The sequence below is a fragment of the Cutibacterium sp. 37298 genome (assembly GCF_023838685.1).
Classification (GTDB): domain Bacteria; phylum Actinomycetota; class Actinomycetes; order Propionibacteriales; family Propionibacteriaceae; genus Cutibacterium; species Cutibacterium acnes.
Genome location: NZ_JAJNRJ010000001.1, coordinates 467,071 through 488,835, shown reverse-complemented (window position 1 = coordinate 488,835; position 21,765 = coordinate 467,071). Strand labels below are relative to the sequence as shown.

Below are 21,765 nucleotides of genomic sequence, written 5' to 3'. Positions count from 1 at the left end.
ACAGTGGATGCCATGTTGACGACAACTCGCCCACATCCGCGCGCCGCTGACACAACCATCCGTGACGCTCACCTGCGCGCCCTCGGACTGACGAAAACCTATGGGATGACACGTGCCCTCGATCACATCGACATCGCCATCCCAGCCGGCCAATCGGTCGCCGTCATGGGGCCATCCGGGTCAGGAAAGACCACCCTGCTGCACTGCTTGTCGGGGATCCTCTCGCCTGACTCCGGCAGTATCGAACTGGCTCTGCCGGACCGCACCGTCAACGTCGAAAACCTCTCTAACGAAGGCCGAGCAAAGCTACGCCGTCAATCCCTTGGTTTCGTTTTCCAGCAAGGAATGCTCGTACCCGAGCTCACTGCTGTCGAGAACACCGCCCTACCCCTCATGCTCAACGGCGTATCCCAAACCGATGCGGTCAGGTATGCCACCCAATGGCTTGAATCGATGGGGTTAGGCGGCATGGAGGATCGTCGGATTGGCCAGCTCTCTGGGGGCCAAGCTCAACGCGTCACTATTGCCCGGTCCCAGGTAATCGATCCGTCGATTGTCTTCGCTGACGAACCCACCGGAGCCCTCGACTCAGCCACCGCCGTCGAAGTCATGACCATTCTGCTTTCGGCGACGACCGGGCGGGGACGCACCCTCGTCGTCGTCACCCATGACGAGGACGTTGCCCGCCGCTGCCAGCGCATCCTTCATCTGCACGACGGTCGGATCGTCTCTGACCACGTACGTCATTCCGATGGGAGGTGGTGATCATGACTATAACGCCCCCTATCGAACCGGGAACCGCCGATCAAAGGATCCCGTCCCTCACCGTCCCCGAGCCACTGGGAGCTACGCCCGGACGTCTTACCACTGCTGCGATCCTCAGCATGACCCTCCGTGCCTCAGCCGCTGACCACTCCACCTGGCGGTTGCCGGTAGTTGCTTTCGCTGTCATTGCAACCATCATCCTCGACGTCACTGGCGGTGCCGTCATGATGTGGCATCTACCGGGAGACAACTCTGGCTTCTACAAGCTGACCTCGACAATTGCCGTCATCCTGCTGGTGCTGCCCTTGATGACCCTGGCAGCTTCGGCGGCACGATTATCAGCCCGACGCCGGGACGACCGGTTGTCCTCTCTACGACTTGTGGGCGCTTCGTCCCACCTGTTGCGGATAGTGGCCCTGACCGAGGCCGGACTACAAGCCCTTATAGGTTCCATCCCCGGCATCACCGGATACGTACTGTGCCTGCCTCTGCTAGGACAGCTCTCCTTCAACGGCGGAAAGGTCGGCGCAGATTCGATCCTGCTCGGGTCCATCCCCGTGGCCGGAGTCATCCTCACTCTCGTGCTACTCGCCCTTGTCAGCTCTGCGATCGGCCTGCGTAAGATCGACGTCTCCCCGCTTGGAGTGCGAATGCGCAGCCAACCTCGGTCGGTCTCGTGGGTTCGGCTGGCAGTCGGTGGTGCCATAGTCCTGCTCATCGTCTTTTCTAAGGCCGTGTTGGGACTTCTCGGTCACCAGACAGGCATGGTCGGCGTGTACGTGTTTATCGCCGTCATTCTGGCTGCCGTCGTCGAGCTCGCCAACATCATTGGGCCGAAGCTACTGGCTATGTACTTCCAGCACCGTCTACAACGGGCCAAAGATGCCACCGATCTCGTGGCAGCCCGCCAGGTGCTTGAGAACCCGCGCGCCGCCTGGACCCAGGTAGCCTCGCTAGGAGCGGTGTGCGTGGTCGGAATGCTCGGAGGCACCGGAGCCGCGATGATGCAAACCATCAACAACGATCCCCAGGCCACGAAATCCGCCCGGATCGTCGGAGAAGACCTACAGACCGGGGTGGTCCTCCTCATCATCTTCGCGTTCGCTACCGTTGCCAGCTCGGTGGGAGTCAATCAAGCTTCCGCGATCCTCGACCGTCGATCTGTCGAGGTGGGGTTGGACATCGTCGGGATGGATCTGCAAGCCCAGGACAAGGTGCGACGCATCACTGTCATCTCACCGATGCGGTTCGCCATGGTCACCGGCATTATTGCCACCGGGCTGCTGCTCGTCCCGGCAACCGGAATTGCTCTCATCACCCGGCCAGCAACCGTCCTCGTAACGGTCGCCACCATTGTGGCGGGAGCGGGCATGGTTCGGCTGGGTCTGTGGGCTACCCGCCCGACTCTGCGCCGGGTCATCGACGATGGGCTAGCCCGAACTGAATAGGAAAAGGGTCAGCGTCGCTGCTCATCGTCGGGGCGCTCGTCGATCCCATCCATGCCGAATCGCCAAACCTCGTCGATCCAGCCCCTCCTCACTGAGCTGATCCGGCTGACCACTGCAATGGTACTGGCCACGACGGCAAGGCCCACAAGGAAAGGTTTGTTCACGGCACCACTGTAGGCCGACGGCTACCCCGAGCCCAGCAGCGCCTTCGCGCTGGTCTGACGACGCCGCCCCACCGCCCTCAGGCTGGCCACCAGAGCCACCACGGCCCAAGCCACGACGGCCAGCAAGGACCCGAACGCGGGATTCTGGCCGGCCACCACGGCCTGCACCGCCCGCAGGGCCGGGTTGAGTGGGGAGACGGCGTCGGCCCAGCGCACCGGAGCGGGAACTGTGCTGGCTAATCCAGCAGCCACTGTAGCGGTGACCAGCGCGACACTGATAAGTCGCCCCAGCCCGTGTAGCCATGCCGCCAGGGAGTGGTTGACCAGCCCGAACATCACCCCGACAAGCAGCAACAAGCTACCCAAACCGATTGACCTCGGCACCGAGAGTCCCAGAGCCGTACCACCGATGACGGCCAGGCCACCGCTCACCGCGACGTTTACTACTGCCCCGACCGACATTGTCCGAGCCAGTAGCCCCAGGGTTGAGCGTGAGGAGGTGAGTGCCCCCGAGGGCACCGTCCGGGCCACCAACCAGGTCGCCAGAGCGGCGATCCAGGCGCCCAGGACGAGCAGCACAGCGACGACAGCCACCGAGGTCGCGATGGCTGGTCCGTCCCCGTTGACAGGTGCAGAGACGACGTCGGCAAGCTTGGTGCGGTCGTTCTGGGAGTATGTCGGCACCTTCTTGGCTCCGGCTGCCAGCTGGCTGGAGAACGCGCCGGTGCCCTCGGTGAGTTTCCGGGCTCCTGAGTCGAGCTTGGTCATCCCCGACGCGAAAGTTCCGGCACCCGTGGCGGCTTTCGCCAGGCCGTCGGAGAGACGATCTACCCCATCGACGTACTGGTTAACGCCGTCTTGAAGTTTCGGCGTCGAGCCAGCAGCCTTGCTCACCCCAGCGGTGTAGGCGTTAACCCCGTGGGCAAAGGTCGCGGCCCCTGACGATAACTTCGCCCCGCCGGCCTTGAGCTGTTGGGACCGGCTGGCTAAGGCCTGGGCACCGGTAGCGGCCTGGTGGATACCCCCATGTAGCCGGGTGACCTGCCTGACCATCTTCAGCAAACCAGTGCGCAGTTGTGTAGTGAACTCGTTGACCCCTCGAGACAGTCGTGAGGAACCGTCAGCAAGTTCGTCGATGCCGTCGTCGATGCTCTTGCCAGAGTTCGGATCCTTGATCGCCATCGCCTTGACGGCTACCCCCGACCCGGCCCGCACACCCAGGGCGTACCCATCGGTCATCGCGTCGCGGGCGATGGGCACCAGGTCGTGGCATTCCTGCGCGGTGTGGCTTCGCATGCACCGACGCAGGAAGTCAGCCTCGCCCCGGGACAGGGCTTCCTTACTAAGTTTCGCGGTTTTCTTCCCCGACGCGTACTGACGGATCTCAGTACGATAACCCACCAGATTGCCGGTGAACTGGTCGATGCCATCAGCAAGCTGTCCGGCCCCACCGGCGAGTTTATCGAGCTGGGAGGGATCGATTTTCCCGGTAGCCGCAGCGATCTTCTCATCCATCGTCGTCAGACCAACCGACAGCTGCCCGATGCCGTCGACGACCTTCCCCGTGCCATCGGTGTAGGTCGCCACCCCGCTGGCCAGCCCGTTGGCCCCTTGGCTGAGCTGCTGGCCCTTGTTAGACAAGGTTGTGAGCCCTCCGGAGAGCTGGGAGACACCGTCGGTGAGCTTGCCGCTGTTAGCTGACAACTGCTGAGCTCCCCCGCTGAGCTTCGTCATGCCGGAGGCAAGGGTGGCTGCGCCGGCGGAAGAACGTTTAGTGCCGTCAGCGAGTTTCGTGGCCCCGTCGTCCAGTTTCGCGGCAGCACCGGCCATCCTGGCCATCTGTTGGGCAAACCGATTGAAACCAACGTAGACATTCTCCAGATATTTCGAAGTCAGGGTGGTGTTGAGGGACCGGCGCGCCACCTGAGCGGTGAGTTCAGCGATCGTGGTGTCGGTGACCGGGGAGTTCTGGGAGGCCGTCACGTCGATGAGGGCCTGTTTGGCCTTGTTGGCGTCGTTGGCGGAAAAGGAGGTGGCATCAGCCGAGAAGGACTCCGGAATCGTCACTACCACCGAGTAAGTGCCGTCCCGCAGCCCCTCGGCAGCCCCGTGGGCGTCGGTGAGAGTCCAGTCGACGGTGTGGCCATCAGTGGTGTGCGAGCCAGAGTCCATCAAGGCGGCGGTGAGTTGGCGGCCCATGGGAACCAGTTGTCCATGCACCTTGACGGCCTTGTCCTCGTTGACGACGGCCGCTTTCACCCGGCCCAACCGGTCGGTGGTGTGCCAGGTCATCCCGACCAACCCGGCGACCACCAGCAGCGGAACGAGGACGAGAACCACCACCACCGGCCACCTTAACCTGATCGTGGAATGGGAACGTTCAGTCATCATCGAGTACCTCCAGAGGACGACTCAAAATGGTGTTCGGCCAGGTTGTGGATGATCTGTGGGGAGAGCCAATCGATGCGACCGCGACGCTGGGCACCCAAGATCACCGCAGCCTCGCCGACTTCGCGGACCAGGGATTCCAGCAAATCCCGAGTGATGGGATCGACGATCCGGTCGGCGTGGTCAATGAGGAACAGCCGGGGACGTTTGCTGGGTCGTCGGGGCAGATGGGTGAGTACCGTCATCGCTGAGCGCAGCTCGTCAACGACATCGGGAGCGGACGCGTCGAGGAACCACGTCACCCGACGCACTCTGGAAGCCCGCTCGGGTAGCAGCAATCCTCCCGACCTCATCCGGCCGTGATCCAAGGGCAGCCGTCCCCCGATCGCCAGCAGGACGGCCGAGACACTGTTCTGCGATCCGACGACGGCTTGCACCTGACGCGGTTCGACGTGCAGATCGAGGCCTTCGAAGAGCCCCTCCACCCCGATCCCCTCGGCGTGCAGGGCCTCGGTGTGATCCGCTGTGGGCCAGGCGGCCAGCTTTTCCTCGTGGGTGATCCCTTCTCCCTCGATGTCGAGGCGGGGTAGGCGTCGATCCAGCCACCCGGGCAACCACCATGCCTTGTCACCTAGCAGGGCCATCACGGCCGGGACGAGGGTCATCCGCACCAAGAAGGCATCCGTGAGGATCCCGACAGCCAGGGCCAGGGCGATTTCCTTGATGGCGTTCATGCCCTCGGGGATGAAGAAGACGAACACCGAGATCATGATGACGGCGGCTGCCGTGACGACCTTGCCCGAACCGATGAATCCCCTTGTCACAGCACCTTTGGCATCACCGGTGTGTACATATTCCTCACGCATCCGCGAGACCAGGAACACCTCGTAGTCCATCGCCAATCCGAACAGTATGCCCATGACGACGATAGGCATGAAGGAGATGATGGGCACCGGACGATCCAGGTTCACCACCTGCAACCCGATACCCCGGTTGAAGACGAGTTGGGAGACCCCGAAAGCGGCCAACACCGATAACAAGTACCCGACGGTGGCTTTGATGGGCACTGCGATGGAGCGGAACACCAAGGTCAGCAGCACTAGGCACAGCCCGACGACGAAGATCCCGAAGGGTAACAGGGCGGCACCTAGACGTTGCGAGACATCGAGCTTGATGGCTGTCAAGCCGGTGACGGCGGTGTCGACACCGTAGGTATCGCGCCACTGAGTCTCGTGGTCACGCAGGGTACGCACCAGGTTATTGGTGGCCTCGTCGGCCGGACCGGTGGTCGGCAGCACCTGGATCATCGCGGAGTCGGCATTTCGGTTCGGCACCGCCAGGGCAACGGTGTCAACCCCGGGAATCTTCTCGATGTCGGCCTTCAGCCCGTTGACTATTCTCATCGGGTCGTGCGAGGAGACGACGTCGGCGGTGACGATGACCGGCCCGTTGAACCCCGGCCCGAATTTCTGCTCCAGGACGTCATAGGTCTGCCGAGCGGTGTTGCTGGCCGGCAGTTCTGCAGCGGTGGGCAGGGAAAGGTGCAGGTCCTTCATGGGGACAGCCAAAGCCCCCAGCCCCACTACGACAACAAGAATGGTTACCAGCGGCACCCGCGTGACAGTGCGAACCCACCATCCGAAGATGCCCCCGGAACGTTCCTTTCTCCCGGCAGTCCTGGCCTTCGTGTCCGCGCGGGATCTCCTCGGACGCAGCCTCTCCCCCATGAGCCCCATGAAGGCAGGGAGCATCGTCAGGGCGATGACGACGGCCAGGGCCACACCGATAGCTGCGAAGATACCCATGACGGTGAGGAAGGGGATCCTGGCAATGGCCAGGCCGATGAGGGCGATGACGACCGTCGCCCCGGCAAAGACCACCGCCGAACCCGAGGTCGCGACGGCTCGGGCAGCCGATTCCTGCACCTCGGCACCGTCACGCAGCTGGTCACGGTGGCGCGACAGGATGAACAGGGCGTAGTCGATCCCGACAGCCAGCCCAAGCATGACCGCCAGCATCGGTGTGACGGAGTTGACCGTGGTGAATCTGGTGAGAATCGCCATACCTGAATAGGTGACCCCGACCCCGAGCACGGCTGTGACGATGGGCATTCCAGCTGCTACCAGGGATCCCAGGGTGACGGAGAGGACGACGAGGGCCACCCCGACTCCGATGACCTCGGTGATTGACAGGGAGGGTAGCGTCGCCTCGAAGGCTTGACCCCCTACGTACACATGGGACCCGGATGGCAGGTCCGATTGAATCTCGTTGCCAACCCTGATCAGGTCGTGACGTCCGGAATCAGGAAAGGTCACCGCGTTGTTCTGCCCCAGCTCTACCTGGATGACGGCCGCGGTGTGGTCCTTGTTGACCATCCCGGTAACGTACTTGTTCCACGGTGATGTCGCCCCGGTGACGAGGGGGAGGTCTTTGAGCTCGTCCACCCCCTTTTCGATCCGGGAGCGGATGAGCTTCGACGAGATGTTGGTGCCGCTAGGGACGGTGACGACGACGTTGGCGCCGAGCGCAGAGGCCTGCGGGAAGGCCACCTGGAGTTTGTCGTAGGCCACCTGAGAAGGCGCCCCCGGGATGGTGAAGGAATCGTCGTAGTCACCGTGCAGAACGGCAACTCCCACACCAAGCAGAGCCAGCAGGACCAGCCACAGTGCTACAACGGTTTTGGCCCGCCGGAAACACCACACCCCGAGATCGTGGAGCAAGGAGGACATCATCACCCCTCGGTTGGAATCACACGAACACCACTCGATACACTTATGTATCCGAGGTAGCATCGTATCCGATACATCCACCCCATGAGTGGTTGTACGTCCACTGCCTCGGGATCCTCATGACTACAACCAGCGACACCCCTCCGATCTCGGCGCGCCGCGCCGCCACCCAAGCTCGGCTGGCCGATGCCGCCGTTGCTGTTTTTGCCCGCAAGGGGGTCCCGGGATCGACCGTCGAGGAGATTTGCGAGAAGGCTGGGTTCACCCGCGGCGCCTTTTACTCCAACTTCACCTCGAAAGACGACCTGTGCACCACGGTGCTACGTCGTTATGCCGAGAAGAATCTTGCGACCCTGGGGTCCTCTCTGGACTTCCCCAACGACGGTCACGAAGCGTTGCGTGACCGCATCCACGACATCATCGCCCTGTTCGCCTCAACCGTCGGCTCCGATCCCCTGACGGCCATGGCGATCCTGGAGATCACCATCGAGGCAGCACGGAATCCACGATTGCGTCAGGCCTACCGGCAGGTCGGGGACGCTATCACTCCTGCCTTGTGCCACATGGTCGAGCAGGCTCTGCGTGAACACGCCGCCACCGCCACCATCGCGGTCTCCGACCTCGTCGAGGTCACCCAAGCCGTCTTCGATTTTCGGGTGCTGGCGGCAATGGCGTCAGGACGCCAGGCCGACATCGACCGCATGACCAACCAGCTGACAATGATGGTGCTGACCTTCGTCCACCCCATGTGACCCCGCGACAGGCCCCGACAGAGCACCGGCCCCGCACAAGTGCAGGGCCGGTGGTGTGGCAACAGGGAAGAATCAGTAACCCAGGATCTTCTTGCGCTCGGGCAACCATGCAATGGCGTCACGAATTCCATCCGCCTGGGTCAGCTCCGCGCTCCAACCGAGCAGGTCCTTGGCCCGGCGGGACACCGTGTAGGCACCTGCGACATCGCCGGGACGCGGCGGGCCGTAGACGACATTGAGGGATTTACCCGTACCCTCTTCGAAGGCCTTAACGAGCTCCTTAACGGTAACACCGCTTCCGGTACCGATATTGAATACCTGGTACGGGTCGTCGGTCGTAACCTCATCGAGATGCTCCAAAGCAGCAACATGAGCACGAGCCAGATCCCAAACGTGGATGTAGTCGCGAATACCTGACCCATCGCGAGTCGGCCAGTCCACTCCAGTGACGGTGAAAGTGGAACCCTCCACCCAGGCGTCAATCATCTTGCCGAGCACGTGGGTGGGATGCTCAATCTGCTGACCAGTACGCAGCTTCGGGTCCGAACCGATCGGGTTAAAGTACCGCAGGCTCAATGCCTTGAGATCGGAGGCGTGCGCGGCGTCACGCAAGATGAACTCCACCATGAACTTGGTGGTGGCATAGGGGGAACCGGGGTCCAGAGCGGATTCCTCAGTGACCTTGAACTCCTCGTCAGTGGCATAGATCGACGCCGAGGACGAAAACAAGATGCGGTGTACGCCGTTGCGCTCCATCCCCTTGAGCAGAGCAACGGTCTTGCCAACATTGTTGCCGTAATAGGTCAGCGGCTCATCAACCGATTCGGGGACGATGATCTTGGCTGCGCAATGGACGACGGCGTCGATCTGGTTCTCGGAGAAGACGCGGTCGAGCAGGTCCTGATCAGCGATGTCGCCCTCGTAGAACGTGCGGTCGCGAACGAATTCGCGGCGTCCCGCGGATAGGTCGTCCAGCACGACAACCTCATGGCCGGCCTCCTCACATGCCGAACCAACCGTTGATCCGATGTAACCGGCCCCGCCGGTGATGAGAATCTTCATGGGAACCTTCCGTAACGTCGATCTCGTCGCCGTCAAGTCTAGGTGCGGCTCGCCAGCCTCGATGGCGGGCACGGGCTGCGTGTGGTGAATTGGTCACGAACGGTGCGCGTTGCCAGCCCACGCGTCGCTAACTGGCGTGCCCAACCAATCTTCCACGGCCGGTTTCTAGAATTGCTGTTATGGAGGACACCGGATCGCAGACCTTGCCCACGGAGTACCGTTCCAACGGCTCCCGCGGGGCGGGGGTGCGCGCCCGTCTCAATCGGTTCAATCCGAGCCGCAATAACGTTCCCCAAATCAACATCCCCGGTATGGAGGAGGTGCTGGACCCCAAGCTCGATGACGGCCGCCCGGCCGACACCGAACGGGCATGGTGGGGAGACGTCACCCTGACCCTCATCATGGCCGTAGTGACGATCGCCCCCTACCTCGTCAGTCTGGTGGAGTGGCCGCGCCCAGAGTACATCGCCGCCCTCTTGTCATCGATGGTCATGGTGGCCTCTCTGCCGATGCGTCGCGAGCATCCTCTTCTCATGATGACCTTGGTCGCCATCGGGGCTGCGATTCAGTTCTTCTTCGTGCCTTTCCCGGTGTTGAGCATCTTCGTCGTCCCGATCGCCTCCTACTCGGTGGCGAGGTGGGTCGACGGCCACCAATCCCGCTGGGTGCTGTGGGTGGGAGCCGTGGGGTCAGTCATTGGACCGATGAGGTGGATCCCCACCATTGCCGCCGGTTACGATCCCTCATCGGGAACGCCCTGGGTGCTACTGGTGCTTGCCATGACGGTGTGCGCAGGCCTCGTCCTCACCCCATACGCGGTAGGTCGACGACTGCGGGAATCCGCCCTCATCGACTCCCAGCAACGCATCGTCAAAGCCCAACGGTACCGGGCGATCCTCGCTGAACGTGAACAGCAGGCCAGGGTGGCCGAGGAGCGCACCCGTAACGAGATCGCCAGAGAGCTCCACGACATCGTCGCCCACTCGCTGTCAGTCATGATTGTGCAGGCCGAAGGCGGCAAAGCACTGGCGACGAAGAAGCCGGAGAAGGCCCCCGAGGTGCTTGAGACGATCGCCGAAACCGGACGTGAGGCCCTCCTTGAGATGAGGCGAATCGTCGGGGTATTGCGTCAGGACACCGACGCCGAGTTCTCTCCCTCCCCTAGCCTGGCTGAAATTCCCGACCTGGTGGACAAGTCCGGGGTGAAAGTTGAACTCAAGGTGACTGGGGAGGAGCCGGTGGTCTCCCAGGCCCTTGGGCTTGTGGTCTACCGAGTCGTTCAGGAGGCCCTCACCAACGTCCTCAAACACGCTGGCCCGAGCGCCCACGCCACTGTGACCGTGGCCTATTCACCTACCGCGATCTACGTGGAGATTCTCGACGAGGGGTACGGGGCTGCCGTCCAAGGGGACGGTCGGGGACACGGCCTCCAGGGGATGCGAGAGCGCGTTACATCAATGGGTGGGCAATTGTCGGCGGAGCCTCGCAAAGAGGGCGGGTTCCGCGTCATGGCGAAACTGCCGGTCCAAGCCGACTCCCGTCAGAGATGAACTCGGCTCCGACGTCACTTACCCCAACAGTTCGGGGAGGAACCCTAGCCGCTCCGGGGCCCGCGGTACCCAGGCGAGCACATCCTCAGGTGTGAGTGGGTCGGCAGTCCCGTGCACTCGCGAGGTGACAATAGTCCCCACCAGGGCGGCGACGTCAAGCTTGCGGGCCAACGGCACCTGCCACCCCCAGCACCAAGCCAGACCGGCCAAGGCGGCGTCTCCGGCACCCGTGGTGTTGACCGGGTTAATGTTCACCGCCGGAACGTGAACCTCCTCGCCGGTACGAGAATCCACGCCGACGATCCCGTCACCACCACAGGTGACGACGACCATTGGAACGCGCTCGGCGAGGGCTCGAGCTGCCCGCACAGGGTCGTCGGCGCCTGTAAGGTGCATCGCCTCAGCGGCGTTGGGCGTATAGCAGGTGCATCCTGACACCGCGTCAAGCAATCCGGGTTCGTATTCCTCCTCGAATCCGTGGTCTGCGATCACCGGAATCCCTGCGTCGGCGGCGTCATGCAGCCAGGCGTCAGCGGGAACCGACACATGGGTGACGATGACGTCAACTCCGCCAAGATTCGGTGCGGGAAGTGGGGCTGGTAACGCAGTTTCCACCGTCGTCATGGCCCGCTCGGTACCACACGCCTGGCTCATCGTCACCGGGAGAGTCCAGCCAGGGTTGATCGGGCTTGGGGTCAGGTCAATGCCCCACTCGGTCAATTCCCGACAACACATCTCGGAGTTGGGGTCGTCGCCTAGACCTGTCAGTAACTGGACTCGAGCACCCAGGCTTGCCGCGATCCGTGCCGTGTTGGCGACCCCACCCCAGATGGTGACGAAGTCGGTGCCGTAACGCTCCTCGCCCAGACCGGGCAACTCGTCGATTCCAGAGATGACGAGGTCGCGGAAGGTAATACCGGCGGTAAGCAGCCGAGGATGACGGTTGACGGACATGGGCATGGCTCCTGTGCGCGATTGGTCACCCTTCAGCATAGACAGCTACTAGCCCCGGTAACCTGTGAAACACCCCATTGACAGGCGATGCCCCGAGGAGTAGAGATGCCCACCAACGACACCCTCATCCGGGGCTTGTGCCCCCAGCCCCGCCAGGTGCAACTCACCGAAGGACAATTCCCCCTGCCGTCGGTGCTCACCTGGACTGGCCCCGACGAGGTCATCAACGTCGTTACGATCCTCACCGAGCGACTGGCTCCAGCACTCGACGTCGTGCGAGCAACATCACACACCGACGATGCCTCCCTCACCGTCACAGTGGATCCCGCTTTAGAAGCGGAGGGCTATCGCATTGACATCGACACGCAGGTCCGCATCACTGTCGGCAGTCCATCTGGGGCGCGTTGGGCAGTGCAAACCCTGCTCCAGCTGCTCACCCCGTGGGTTTACGGGCCCGGACCGCTAGCGCTGAAGCACCTATGCCTTCCGAAAGGCGTCATCGTCGATGCGCCACACCACAGTTGGCGCGGGGCCCATCTGGACGTTTCGCGACATTTCATGCCCGCCTCGTTCATCATGAGTTTTTTGGACGTGCTGGCCGTGCACAAGCTCAATCGGCTGCACCTGCATCTCACTGACGATCAGGGGTGGCGTCTGCCGGTACCGGGCTGGCCGCGGCTGACCACGGTGGGCGCGTGGCGTCCAGGAACGGTACGAGGGCACCAACCGCCACCCGACGACAACGGCTGTGACGACGTCGCTGAGCACGACCACATACCCCACGGTGGTGCCTACACCGTCGACCAGCTGCGCGCCATCGACGAGCGAGCTCAGCTGTTGGGCATCACGGTCGTCCCGGAGGTCGATCTTCCGGGACACACCGAGTCGGTGGTGGCCGCCTACCCCGAGTTGGGCTGTGGAGCACCGATCAGCCATCCGCGCACCGCCTTCGGGGTGTCGGAACACCACATCAACCTCACCGATGCTGCGCTGGGTTTTTGCCGCGACGCCCTGGACGCCGTGATGGAGATCTTCCCGAACTCGCCGATCCACATCGGCGGCGACGAGTGCCCCGGCAAGGAGTGGTTTGGACATAAGCCCACCCGCACCCGGCTAGCCGAGCTGGGCATCACGACCCCACACCAGGCTCAAGCGTGGTTCGAGCGCCAGATCTGTGGCCACGTCGTCGCTGCTGGGCATCAGGTCATTGCCTGGGACGAGGTGTTGGAAGCGGGTGCGCCCGAGGAGGTCACCGTGATGGTGTGGCGGGATGCCGACGACATCGCCCGCGCTGCTGCCGCAGGTCACGATGTCATTGCGGCCCCCGCCCGGCATACCTACTTAGATCACGGCATGGAGACGGGTCCGCAGGCACCGGTGACAATCGACGCCCCGATGACTATGGACGATGTCGCCGGGCTGCACGACGTGCTGGCCGCGGTGAACTCACCCCACCTGTTGGGTGGACAGTTCCAATTGTGGACAGAATATCTGTGCACCCCTGCCCAGGCCGAGGATGCCGCCTTCCCGCGCGGCACGTCGATCGCCGAACAGTTATGGACTGGCAACCCGGCTCGACCGCTGTCGGAATTAGAGGCCCAAACTCGCCGTCTCACCGCGATGGGGGTCAATTGGCACCGATAATGTCATCGATATCGGCCACGTTCATCATGAGCAGGCAGGCCATCGAGTTCGACCAACTGAACCACCCTCGGGTGAACCGAGTAGGGTCGGTTGGATCGAAGCTCTCGTGGGTCCAGCCAGTACCACCATCGGTGGCGAGGATCGTCTCCAAGCAGTCGCAGGCCTCTGCATCGTCCCCAGTGAGTCCTTGCACCGCCAAACCAATGTGCCAGATATAGCCCTTTGGACTGTGCGGGCTACCAATTCCCCGGGCTACCGGGCCACTGAATAAGTACGGGTTAGCCGCGCTGAGCACCCAGCGGCGGGTGCTCTGGTAGAGCGGATCGTCACGACCGAGGTCACTGGTGAGAGGCAAAGACAACAGGGAAGGCATGTTCGCGTCGTCCATTTCCAGCACTGATCCAAGCCCATCCACCTCGTAGGCAAGGTGGTCCTCGACGATGCCGAACTGCCTCACCCCGGCATCGATCTCATCGGCCAGCTTCGTGGCGCGTTCGGCAAGATCCTCGTCATCCCAGACGCGACAGAACTCGCGAATTTGACGCAGGGCACGCATCGCCATGAACTGAGCCGGAATGTTGTAGCCGTAACGGCAGGCGTCGTCGGAAGGTCGGAACCCGCTCCAGGTCATCCCGGTGTGTCCCACCGGGGTGCCCGAGCCGTCGCGGCCGAGAGTGTCGGACGGCTCGGCGGGGCGCACGTGGCGGTAGGTAGACTGCGCATGATCCTGCTCCAAGCTCCAGATGTCGATAATGCGTATGCACCCCTGGTGGATCGCGCCATTCAGATGCTCCGAGCTGCCGGTGGCCTGCCAGTACCGCCATGCGAGGTCGACGGGAAACGCCAGCGAGTCCACCTCGTATTTGCGCTCCCATAGCTCGTCGGCCACATCGAGGTCATCGGCGTCGAAGTGCGCCCCGGTTGGGCCGGAATTGAAGGCGTTGGCGTAGGGGTCAACGTCGATGCAGTGCCACTGGCGGGCGATAACATCGCCGATCTGACGGGCCACCTCGGGGAGGTCGCACATCATCAGGAACGGCCACAACTGCGCCGAGGAGTCGCGCAGCCACATAGCCGGAATATCGCCAGTGACGACGAAGACGCCGTGCTCGTCGCGGGACATAGTGCGCGTCCACGTGTCCGTCATCCAGGCCACAAATCGGCTTGCAGCCTGCCGGCCCATCGCCTCGTCAAGGCCCTTGCCTACGCCCTGGCTGATCTGAGCACCGATCTCGTCTAGACGCTGCCGTAGGGCGGGTGTCAGCTCGCACGCCCTCATCGACGGGGCTCCCAGAAGGTCACCCGCTCATCATCCAGCCCGGGAACCCACATGTCCCCCTGGCCCTTGAGCCTGCGTCCGACCGTGAGAACCCACGCTCCAGCAGCCCGTCCGGCGCGCAATCCGAAAGCGGAGTCCTCGATGACGACACATCTGCTCGGGTCGGCCCCTAGACGCCTCGCTGCGGTGAGGTAGGGGTCGGGGGCCGGTTTGCCGGCAGCGACCTCGTCCACCCCAAGGACGGTGTCGAACAGTTTCAGCCAGCCTTGTGAGGCCAATCCGTCACGCACCAAACGCGTCGGGGAATTCGACACCACAGCGATGGGTACATGACCTGACAGCCTCTTCACGAGGCGGTCAGCTCCGGGCATCGGCTCGGTGTGGCCAGCCAGGTTGGCGTCAAGGATGTCCATGAAACGCTCGATGGTGGCCTGGGGATCTGCCTGAGGGTGGTCTCGCAGATACAGCTCAACGACGTCGTCGACGGTGCCCCCGTCAACCTTGGCGCTGTCAGCGTCAGCCAGAGAAGTGCCCCACAGATGCTCAGATGCCACGCACCAGGCCGGCAGGGTGTTGAGCAGGGTTCCGTCCATGTCAAAGAGGACGGCATCCACTTGCTGCGGCGGGTACATCGTCACCATTCAAAATCCATCTCTCTACTTGGGCCGATCGGTTCCACGTCACGCAAGACGCCGACGTCGCTGGCGTCCATATGGCCAGGGTGCACTCCCATTGCCTGCAGTAACAGCGGTGTCACCTCGTGGCTGCGAAGGGCAGCGGTACGCAGCAACGGCTCGGGAAGCGTCCCACCGATGTGGTGGGCTACCAGGAAGCTGCGACGTACCTCCACCTCGTCTTCCCCGTGACCCCCTTCGGGTTTGTGACCATGATCGGTGGTGACGGCGACAAGCCACTGCTCCCCGAGCTGCTCGTGGCGCTCGGCGACGGCCTTGACGAGGTGACGGGTGAGCTCGTCGACATGACCCACTGCCTGCTGGTACTGCTCGGAGTCCGCTCCGAAACTATGCCCGGCGTGGTCGACCCCCTCGAAGTAGACGACGGCGGCGTCCGGGCCCTCGTGCAGCAGATGCCAGGCGGCCCACGACGACACTTGCTCATCAGCCCGGTCGATGCCTTGGGAAAGGTCGGGGCCGAAGAGCTGGTGCTGTCCGGTGCGCTGTTGGTCCACCCGCTGGTGGATGATCGGGCCGGGCCCGTAGGGGCTCACGAAGGCGTCCCAGGTGGCTGCGGCGAGGGTGCGCGCCGATGGGTTGGCGAAGAACACCTGGGAGAGGATGTCGGGGTGACGTGCCAGATCGTGGCCGACGAACTCGTTCCACCACACATTGCACTGCTCGTGGGTGGCACCGGTGAGGATCGTCGTCCAGCCGGGGGCAGAGTCGGTGGGCGGAGTCATCCACATGGGGATGATCGTGCCCTGGGAGCGGTCATCCCCTCGCACCAGGCGAGCGAGGGACGGAGCCAGGTTCTTCGGGGCCCGATCGACGGGCAGGGTGTGGTCCAGGGCCGGCGCCGGATGCTCGGGGACCGGCTCGCCCTGCCCCACGCCCCGCACGAATCGGGGATCGGCGGGGTGATCGGGGTGGGTGAATCCCGGATCGCGTTGCAATGCCTCGGGCAGCGCGATGTCGAGACGCAACCCGTCGATGCACACCAGGAGAAGTTTCATCGCTGGCTCACTCTCAGTGTCAGAATCTGGAAGGGTCGCAGGGTGAGTTCCACCTTGCTGCAAGTGCTGGCCGGCAGCTGTTGGGTCGGCTCGTCAATCGGGTCCTCAAGCAGATCCACCTCACTCACACAACCGTCCTGGTCCAGCAGCAGACGCACCCGGCTGCGAGCACCCTCGGCTTCATGTATGCGTATGACGAGATCCCCGAACCCGTCAAAGGCCTGCTTGACGGCGTCGATGACGGTTGTGCCGTGCACCGGCTCGATCCGGGCCGTACTGGGCAGTTCCACCGTCCCACTTCGCACCTGGAGCGGCTGGTTGAGTCGCGCCGCCTCGACGTGCGCGGACTCGATCCGGGCGTCGGTGAGCAGGCTGTAGACGATGTGGTGACGCCCCTGGTCGGGGTGGGGGTCTGGGCTCTGCGGTGAGCGCAACAGGGTAAGTCGGGCCATGACCCCCATAGTGGGGGTGTGCTCGTCCCCACCGGCCGGGCTCACGTCGTGACCATAGCTGGACTGGTTAACCAGCGCCACCGCGCACCTTGGTTCAGCCAGCAACATCCACTGCTGCCCGCAGCTCTCGAAGTGGGCGTCGTCCCAGGAGGTATTGGCCTCGATCGGCCGTTCGATGTGGCCAAACTGGATCTCGTCACGGCTGGAGCGGGCGGCCACGTCGAGGGGAAAGTCCACCTTGAGCACGCGGGCCCGTTCGGCCCAGTCGACGTCGACGCTGAACTCCACCGCCCGACTGTCGGCATCCAGGGTGATGGTCTGGACGAAGCTGGACTGACCGGCGTGGCGCTCCACGCGCACCTGGGCGCGCAGCAGGCTTTCGGTGACGCGCAAATCAGTGACCCGGTCCACCGGATCGCCGCTGTGACGGTACTGCTGCTGCAGCTCCCAAGCATCGAAGCAGTCGGGATAGTCTGGGTGCAGGACGAGCCGGTTGGCGCGCTGTCCAGACAGCAGGAGTTCGCGGTCAGATACCAGGTCAACAATCGAGTTCACCAGCCCGTCGCGAGTGTCAATACACACGTCGACGAGTCCGTTCGTCATCCGGATCGCGTCGCGACCTCGCTGCACATGCACCGGGTGCTCGGCGTCAACCACGGCATCGGTCAGCGATTTCGCGGCCATAGCTGGCACCTGCACGAGTACGGGTCGGTCACTGACAGTGAGGACCTCGCGCCGGTCCGCCTGGGACGGATTAACCACACTCACCCCCGCAGTCTCGCCGCCACTCGCCTGCAATAGTGCCTGCCAGGCGTCGTCCATGAGCTGATCCAACTCGGCACGAATGGCGATGAACTCAGTGATGGCCTCTTGGTTCACCCACGCAATCGATGATCCGGGAAGAATGTCGTGGAACTGCAGCAGCAGGGTGCGCCGCCACAGTTGTTCCAGCTGCTGGTGAGGGTAGGGGTGGCCGGTACGGGCCGCCAGGGTGGCGAGCCACTCGGCAGCCGCGAGCCCAGCCTCGGCGCGCCGGTTGCCGTTCTTGAGGAGGTGGGCGGAGGTGTAGACGCCCCGGTGGAACTCCAAGTACATCTCGCCGCGCCACACTGGCGCCTGTGGGTGGTCCTCCTGCGCCTGGTCGAAGTAGTCGTCCGGAGAGCCCAGCCGCACCTGCGGCGCGTCCTCCAGGTCGGCGAACCTGCGTGCGCGTTCCACTTGTTCGGCGGTAGGTCCACCGCCGCCGTCGCCGTATCCGAATGGCAGGATTGAGCGTCGAGCCACGCCCTTCTCTTTGAAGTTTGCCTCAGCTTTCTTGACCTCTTGGGCGCTGACAACACAGTCGTAGCAGTCCACTGGCGGAAAGTGCGTCCAGATCCGGGTGCCGTCGATGCCCTCCCACCAGAAGGTGTGGTGGGGAAGGGTATTCGCCGTGTTCCAGCTAAGTTTCTGGGTAAAGAACCAGCGCATGCCAGCAAGTCGAGCAATCTGGGGCAGCGCACCGGTGTAGCCAAAAGAATCCGGCAACCACAAGCAGTCCGGACGCACCCCGAGATGTTCGCGCATCCAACGCAAACCGCTGGTGAACTGTCTCACCAGCGACTCCCCGGAGGGCAGGTTAGCGTCGGACTCCACCCACATACCGCCCACCGGGTGCCACTGGCCACGTTCGATGGCCTCCTGAACGCGGCTGAAGAGCTCTGGTGAGGATTCTTGAAGCCAGGCATAGTGCTGGGCACTGGTGCAGGCGAAGTGGAAGTCGGGGTACTCCTGAGCCAGGGCGACGACGTTGGAGAAGGTGCGCACCACCTTGCGGCGAGTCTCACGCAACGGCCATAGCCAGGCCGAGTCGATGTGCGCATGCCCAATGGCCGTCATCTGTTGGGCCGATGAGTTGGCCCCCGAATTCAGGTACCCGGTAAGGACTTGCCGGGCCACTCCGGCACCGGCGACGATCCCCTGGTGATCAACCTCGTCAGCAGCCTGTTCTAAGCCGCGGAGCAGCCGGGCACGATGGGTAGACTCGGCTGGTAGCTGGCGCATGAGCCCGTCAAGAACGTCGATATCAAGCCACAAGCCCCACACCTCATTGCGGCGCACCGAAAGTTCCGCTCCCTTGAACTGCCACAGCGGCTCCTGACCCGCAGTGCGACGATCTCCCAGCTCGGTGGGTCCTCCCAGGTGCTGGGCCATGTCGGGGTTGCCGGCGGCCTCTACCCACAACTCGACGTCTCCGTCGGCCCCAATGAGCGGCTCGCCCTCCTCGGCGAATCGGGCGGCGAGCGCCCCGTAGTTGAGCCCGATCCGGTGGTTGCGTGGGTTGAGGGCCTTGAGGGGGCGTCCGTTCGCGGTGTAGACTATCGCTTCGGACTGGCTACCAGCCCAATCACCGACGAATCCAAGGTCCATCGAGAGATCGACCTCTTCACCAGCGTGGCTAGCAGGCAGGGTGCCGGTGACGTGCAGCCACCAGGTGCTCCATGGAGCACCCCACCACGTCCCGGGCGGAAATGGCTGGTAATTGGCGGCAGTAGCTTCCTTGAAGCTCACTGGCTCGCTGGGGACCTGCCAGGCCGTCACCTGCAATGGACAGATCTCCTCGGTGATTTCTCGTTCGAGACGTTCCTTGAGGTGACCAATCCGGTCTTGGGTGAGTTTGGTGTGATCATGCATGGGCGTCCTTGAGGTACTCCAGGCCGTCGAAGGCGTCAGCGAAGTCGTCGAGCAGCTGTTCGGCGACGTGAACGGAGTCGACAAGCGGGTGGTGGCTCAGGGCCAGCAGGGCGGCGGTACGGCTGCGGTTAACAGCAGCGTCGATAGTGCGTTGCTCTACGTACTTGGTGTTAACGACAAGTCCTCGGGCATGGTCGGGCAGCGCGGGAGTGGGCAGCCGGTGAATCCCGGCACCGTCTACCCGACACGGGACCTCCACGACGGCCTCGTCGGGCAGGTCAGGAAGGGCCCTGTGATTGGCGACGTTGAGGATGAGCTCAGCGGGCACGTCGTTGGCGATGGCGTGCATGATCGCGAGGGCAACCTTGTCGTATCCGCCGGTCTCCAAGTCGGCTTCATCGCGCTCGAATTCACCCGAGACCTCGCGATTGGTGGCCATGTAGGTCTCCTCGCGCTCCAGACGGGTGGCTTCCCATAGGCCAGCGACATCGTCGGTGTGTTGAGCCTGGGTGTAGAACTGGTTCTGCTGGGCCTCCAGGAAGGCTCCGCGTGGGGCTTCAGCCTTCCGATCGACGGCGAGGTCGTCGCGGGAATAGTAGTAGTAATGCAGGTATTCGTTGGGCACGGCGCCCAAGGCTTGCACCAGGTCGGCACCGAAGAGACGACCTTCCTCGAAGCTCTCGATGAGGTCAGGTCGCTCAAGCAGACGCGGCAGGACGTCGACCCCATCAACGTTCAGACTGGTGAGCCAACCTAAGTGGTTGAGTCCGCTGTAACCGATGTGAATGCGTCCGTCGCCGTTGAATAGGGACCCCAGGTCGGCCGGTGCCAGCCCGGCACCCTGCAGGGTGGTGAGGATACGACGGGCCAGACCCACTGGAGAGTCGCAGATGCCCACTACCTGGTCTCCCAGGCGACGCTGCATGACCTCAGTCATCACTCCTGCCGGGTTAGTGAAGTTGATGACCTTGGCGTCGGGGGCGTACCGCGTGATCTGCTCGACGAGGTCGAGTACCACCGGGATACCCCGCAAAGCATACGAAATACCGCCAGCTCCCACGGTCTCTTGACCGATGACACCGCGAGCCAGGCACATCGACTCATCGAGGGCACGTCCATGGGTGCCGGCGACGCGGATGGCCGAAAAGATGAAATCGGTTCCCGCCAAGGCGGTGGGCAGGTCGGTAGTGGCCACCACTGACGGCGTGTGAGGCAAGGCGGGGGTCAGCTGGGCTACAACCGTCTCGATGACGCCTAGCCGGAGTGGGTCGGTGTCGTAGAGCCGCAGTTCGGTGACCCGTTGCGGCGAGGTGTCGCGAGCAAGGGCCTTAAATACCAGCGGAACGCGGAATCCTCCGCCACCGAGGATAGTGAGCTTCATGCGGTAATGACCTCCACTGTTGATTCGCAGTGTGCGTCGAAGTCCGGTGGCAGCGGCCCGGTGGTAATGACGCCACTGACTTCCTCGAGGGTGAACGGGGAATGCGCTCCGACGCCCGGAAATTTCTCGGAGTCGACGAGCAAGTAGCTCCGACTCGCGGCAGCGATGATCGCCTGCTTGATGTATGCCTGAGAACGACTCGTATCTCGAACCCGCCCGTTAGCACTCACCCCTGAGCAGCCTAGGAAGGCCAGGTCAGCTTGGTGGTGGGTCAGCGCGTCAGCGACGAACTGACCGTCAAAGTACTGGTAACGCTCCGACCACACTCCCCCGAGCACGACAACGGTGATGTCCGGGGCGGTTCTGAGAGTCTCAAAGACGGGCAGGGATGCAGTAAGTACGGTGATGGAGCGCCCGGTGAGCAGCCCGGACAGGTGATGGACGGTGGTGCCGATGTCCATGATGATCGTGTCGCCGTCGTGGATAAGCTCGGTGGCCTTGCGGGCGATCGCAGCTTTGGCCTGAGTGTGATGGTTCATGACGTCACCGAAGTGGTCGTCCACGCTCGTGACGAGTTGGATACCTCCCCAGGAACGCTCGATGATGCCCTTATCTTCCAGGGCGATGCAATCGCGTCGGGCCGTGGCCATGCTCACGTTCAGATTCCGAGCGACGTCGACGGTTCGCATGGCAGGCCGGTCCCGGAGCAGTTCGACGATCGCGTCGTGACGAGCGGCCCTGAGCATGTGCCCCATGGTACCGATCCATGACCATCCGTCTACACAATTTCGTCATTTCAATCATTTTTCAGCAACTCATCGCCCACCGACCGCT

Annotated in this window: 16 protein-coding genes; 5 read left to right on the top strand and 11 right to left on the bottom strand. The window is 63.2% G+C overall.

What is annotated here, in order from left to right; all coding sequences use genetic code 11:
- Positions 1 to 12 precede the first annotated feature (12 nt).
- On the top strand, positions 13 to 765 hold the full coding sequence (locus LRP59_RS02340; RefSeq protein ID WP_002512783.1) for an ABC transporter ATP-binding protein: 753 nt from the start codon (positions 13 to 15) through the stop codon (positions 763 to 765).
- Entirely contained in the window at positions 759 to 2,213 is a 1,455-nt protein-coding gene (locus LRP59_RS02335) for an FtsX-like permease family protein (protein WP_002520960.1), read from the top strand. The genes LRP59_RS02340 and LRP59_RS02335 overlap by 7 nt, the downstream gene beginning before the upstream one ends.
- 8 nt (positions 2,214 to 2,221) lie before the next feature.
- Here LRP59_RS02335 and LRP59_RS02330 read toward each other — a convergent pair whose 3' ends face one another.
- Genes LRP59_RS02330 through LRP59_RS02320 form a run of 3 tightly spaced genes read right to left on the bottom strand, consistent with a single transcriptional unit; the run spans position 2,222 to position 7,497 of the window.
- Positions 2,222 to 2,377: a hypothetical protein gene (locus LRP59_RS02330; protein ID WP_002512781.1), complete on the bottom strand. Its 156-nt coding sequence runs from the start codon at positions 2,375 to 2,377 to the stop codon at positions 2,222 to 2,224.
- 21 nt (positions 2,378 to 2,398) lie between these two features.
- Positions 2,399 to 4,768, bottom strand: a complete 2,370-nt coding sequence (locus LRP59_RS02325) for a YhgE/Pip family protein (protein ID WP_148378444.1) — start codon at positions 4,766 to 4,768, stop codon at positions 2,399 to 2,401.
- Positions 4,765 to 7,497, bottom strand: coding sequence for an MMPL family transporter (locus LRP59_RS02320; protein WP_002520958.1), 2,733 nt, complete (start codon positions 7,495 to 7,497; stop codon positions 4,765 to 4,767). The genes LRP59_RS02325 and LRP59_RS02320 overlap by 4 nt, the downstream gene beginning before the upstream one ends.
- A 116-nt stretch (positions 7,498 to 7,613) precedes the next feature.
- On the opposite strand from LRP59_RS02320, the gene LRP59_RS02315 reads away from it, so the two are divergent.
- Positions 7,614 to 8,246 (top strand): TetR/AcrR family transcriptional regulator, encoded by a 633-nt coding sequence (locus LRP59_RS02315; protein WP_002512778.1) that lies wholly within the window; start codon positions 7,614 to 7,616, stop codon positions 8,244 to 8,246.
- Between the two features lie 72 nt (positions 8,247 to 8,318).
- Here the strand turns inward: LRP59_RS02315 and galE are convergent, their stop codons facing one another.
- Entirely contained in the window at positions 8,319 to 9,380 is a 1,062-nt protein-coding gene (gene galE, locus LRP59_RS02310; protein ID WP_002520956.1) for a UDP-glucose 4-epimerase GalE, read from the bottom strand.
- A 107-nt stretch (positions 9,381 to 9,487) separates the two neighbouring features.
- Between galE and LRP59_RS02305 the strand changes: the two genes are divergently transcribed.
- Positions 9,488 to 10,858, top strand: coding sequence for a sensor histidine kinase (locus LRP59_RS02305; RefSeq protein ID WP_148378442.1), 1,371 nt, complete (start codon positions 9,488 to 9,490; stop codon positions 10,856 to 10,858).
- Between the two features lie 18 nt (positions 10,859 to 10,876).
- Here the strand turns inward: LRP59_RS02305 and LRP59_RS02300 are convergent, their stop codons facing one another.
- On the bottom strand, positions 10,877 to 11,851 hold the full coding sequence (locus LRP59_RS02300; RefSeq protein ID WP_002520955.1) for a carbohydrate kinase family protein: 975 nt from the start codon (positions 11,849 to 11,851) through the stop codon (positions 10,877 to 10,879).
- A gap of 66 nt (positions 11,852 to 11,917) precedes the next feature.
- Here LRP59_RS02300 and LRP59_RS02295 point away from each other — a divergent pair, with 66 nt between their 5' ends.
- Positions 11,918 to 13,456: a beta-N-acetylhexosaminidase gene (locus LRP59_RS02295; RefSeq protein WP_002512774.1), complete on the top strand. Its 1,539-nt coding sequence runs from the start codon at positions 11,918 to 11,920 to the stop codon at positions 13,454 to 13,456.
- Here LRP59_RS02295 and LRP59_RS02290 read toward each other — a convergent pair.
- Genes LRP59_RS02290 through LRP59_RS02265 form a run of 6 tightly spaced genes read right to left on the bottom strand, consistent with a single transcriptional unit; the run spans position 13,440 to position 21,686 of the window.
- Positions 13,440 to 14,735: a glycoside hydrolase family 125 protein gene (locus LRP59_RS02290; RefSeq protein ID WP_002512773.1), complete on the bottom strand. Its 1,296-nt coding sequence runs from the start codon at positions 14,733 to 14,735 to the stop codon at positions 13,440 to 13,442. The two genes, LRP59_RS02295 and LRP59_RS02290, sit on opposite strands and share 17 nt — an antisense overlap.
- Positions 14,732 to 15,376, bottom strand: a complete 645-nt coding sequence (locus tag LRP59_RS02285) for an HAD family phosphatase (protein ID WP_002512772.1) — start codon at positions 15,374 to 15,376, stop codon at positions 14,732 to 14,734. The genes LRP59_RS02290 and LRP59_RS02285 overlap by 4 nt, the downstream gene beginning before the upstream one ends.
- On the bottom strand, positions 15,370 to 16,425 hold the full coding sequence (locus LRP59_RS02280; RefSeq protein WP_002512771.1) for an alkaline phosphatase family protein: 1,056 nt from the start codon (positions 16,423 to 16,425) through the stop codon (positions 15,370 to 15,372). Before LRP59_RS02280 ends, LRP59_RS02285 begins: the two co-directional genes overlap by 7 nt.
- Positions 16,422 to 19,550 carry an alpha-mannosidase gene (locus LRP59_RS02275; protein WP_002512770.1) on the bottom strand — a complete coding sequence of 1,043 codons (3,129 nt, stop codon included), beginning with the start codon at positions 19,548 to 19,550 and terminating at the stop codon, positions 16,422 to 16,424. The genes LRP59_RS02280 and LRP59_RS02275 overlap by 4 nt, the downstream gene beginning before the upstream one ends.
- Positions 19,543 to 20,931 (bottom strand): 6-phospho-beta-glucosidase, encoded by a 1,389-nt coding sequence (locus LRP59_RS02270; RefSeq protein ID WP_002512769.1) that lies wholly within the window; start codon positions 20,929 to 20,931, stop codon positions 19,543 to 19,545. Before LRP59_RS02270 ends, LRP59_RS02275 begins: the two co-directional genes overlap by 8 nt.
- Entirely contained in the window at positions 20,928 to 21,686 is a 759-nt protein-coding gene (locus LRP59_RS02265) for a DeoR/GlpR family DNA-binding transcription regulator (protein WP_002512768.1), read from the bottom strand. The genes LRP59_RS02270 and LRP59_RS02265 overlap by 4 nt, the downstream gene beginning before the upstream one ends.
- Positions 21,687 to 21,765 lie beyond the last annotated feature (79 nt).

What these genes read in the sequence shown, in the direction of transcription:
- LRP59_RS02280 (WP_002512771.1), bottom strand. Translation starts at nt 16,425, where the DNA reads ATGAAACTTCTCCTGGTGTGCATCGACGGGTTGCGTCTCGACATCGCG.
- LRP59_RS02290 (WP_002512773.1), bottom strand. Translation starts at nt 14,735, where the DNA reads ATGAGGGCGTGCGAGCTGACACCCGCCCTACGGCAGCGTCTAGACGAG.
- LRP59_RS02305 (WP_148378442.1), top strand. Translation starts at nt 9,488, where the DNA reads ATGGAGGACACCGGATCGCAGACCTTGCCCACGGAGTACCGTTCCAAC.
- LRP59_RS02325 (WP_148378444.1), bottom strand. Translation starts at nt 4,768, where the DNA reads ATGATGACTGAACGTTCCCATTCCACGATCAGGTTAAGGTGGCCGGTG.
- LRP59_RS02315 (WP_002512778.1), top strand. Translation starts at nt 7,614, where the DNA reads ATGACTACAACCAGCGACACCCCTCCGATCTCGGCGCGCCGCGCCGCC.
- LRP59_RS02295 (WP_002512774.1), top strand. Translation starts at nt 11,918, where the DNA reads ATGCCCACCAACGACACCCTCATCCGGGGCTTGTGCCCCCAGCCCCGC.
- LRP59_RS02285 (WP_002512772.1), bottom strand. Translation starts at nt 15,376, where the DNA reads ATGGTGACGATGTACCCGCCGCAGCAAGTGGATGCCGTCCTCTTTGAC.
- LRP59_RS02340 (WP_002512783.1), top strand. Translation starts at nt 13, where the DNA reads ATGTTGACGACAACTCGCCCACATCCGCGCGCCGCTGACACAACCATC.
- LRP59_RS02300 (WP_002520955.1), bottom strand. Translation starts at nt 11,851, where the DNA reads ATGCTGAAGGGTGACCAATCGCGCACAGGAGCCATGCCCATGTCCGTC.
- LRP59_RS02265 (WP_002512768.1), bottom strand. Translation starts at nt 21,686, where the DNA reads ATGGGGCACATGCTCAGGGCCGCTCGTCACGACGCGATCGTCGAACTG.
- LRP59_RS02320 (WP_002520958.1), bottom strand. Translation starts at nt 7,497, where the DNA reads ATGATGTCCTCCTTGCTCCACGATCTCGGGGTGTGGTGTTTCCGGCGG.
- LRP59_RS02270 (WP_002512769.1), bottom strand. Translation starts at nt 20,931, where the DNA reads ATGAAGCTCACTATCCTCGGTGGCGGAGGATTCCGCGTTCCGCTGGTA.
- LRP59_RS02275 (WP_002512770.1), bottom strand. Translation starts at nt 19,550, where the DNA reads ATGCATGATCACACCAAACTCACCCAAGACCGGATTGGTCACCTCAAG.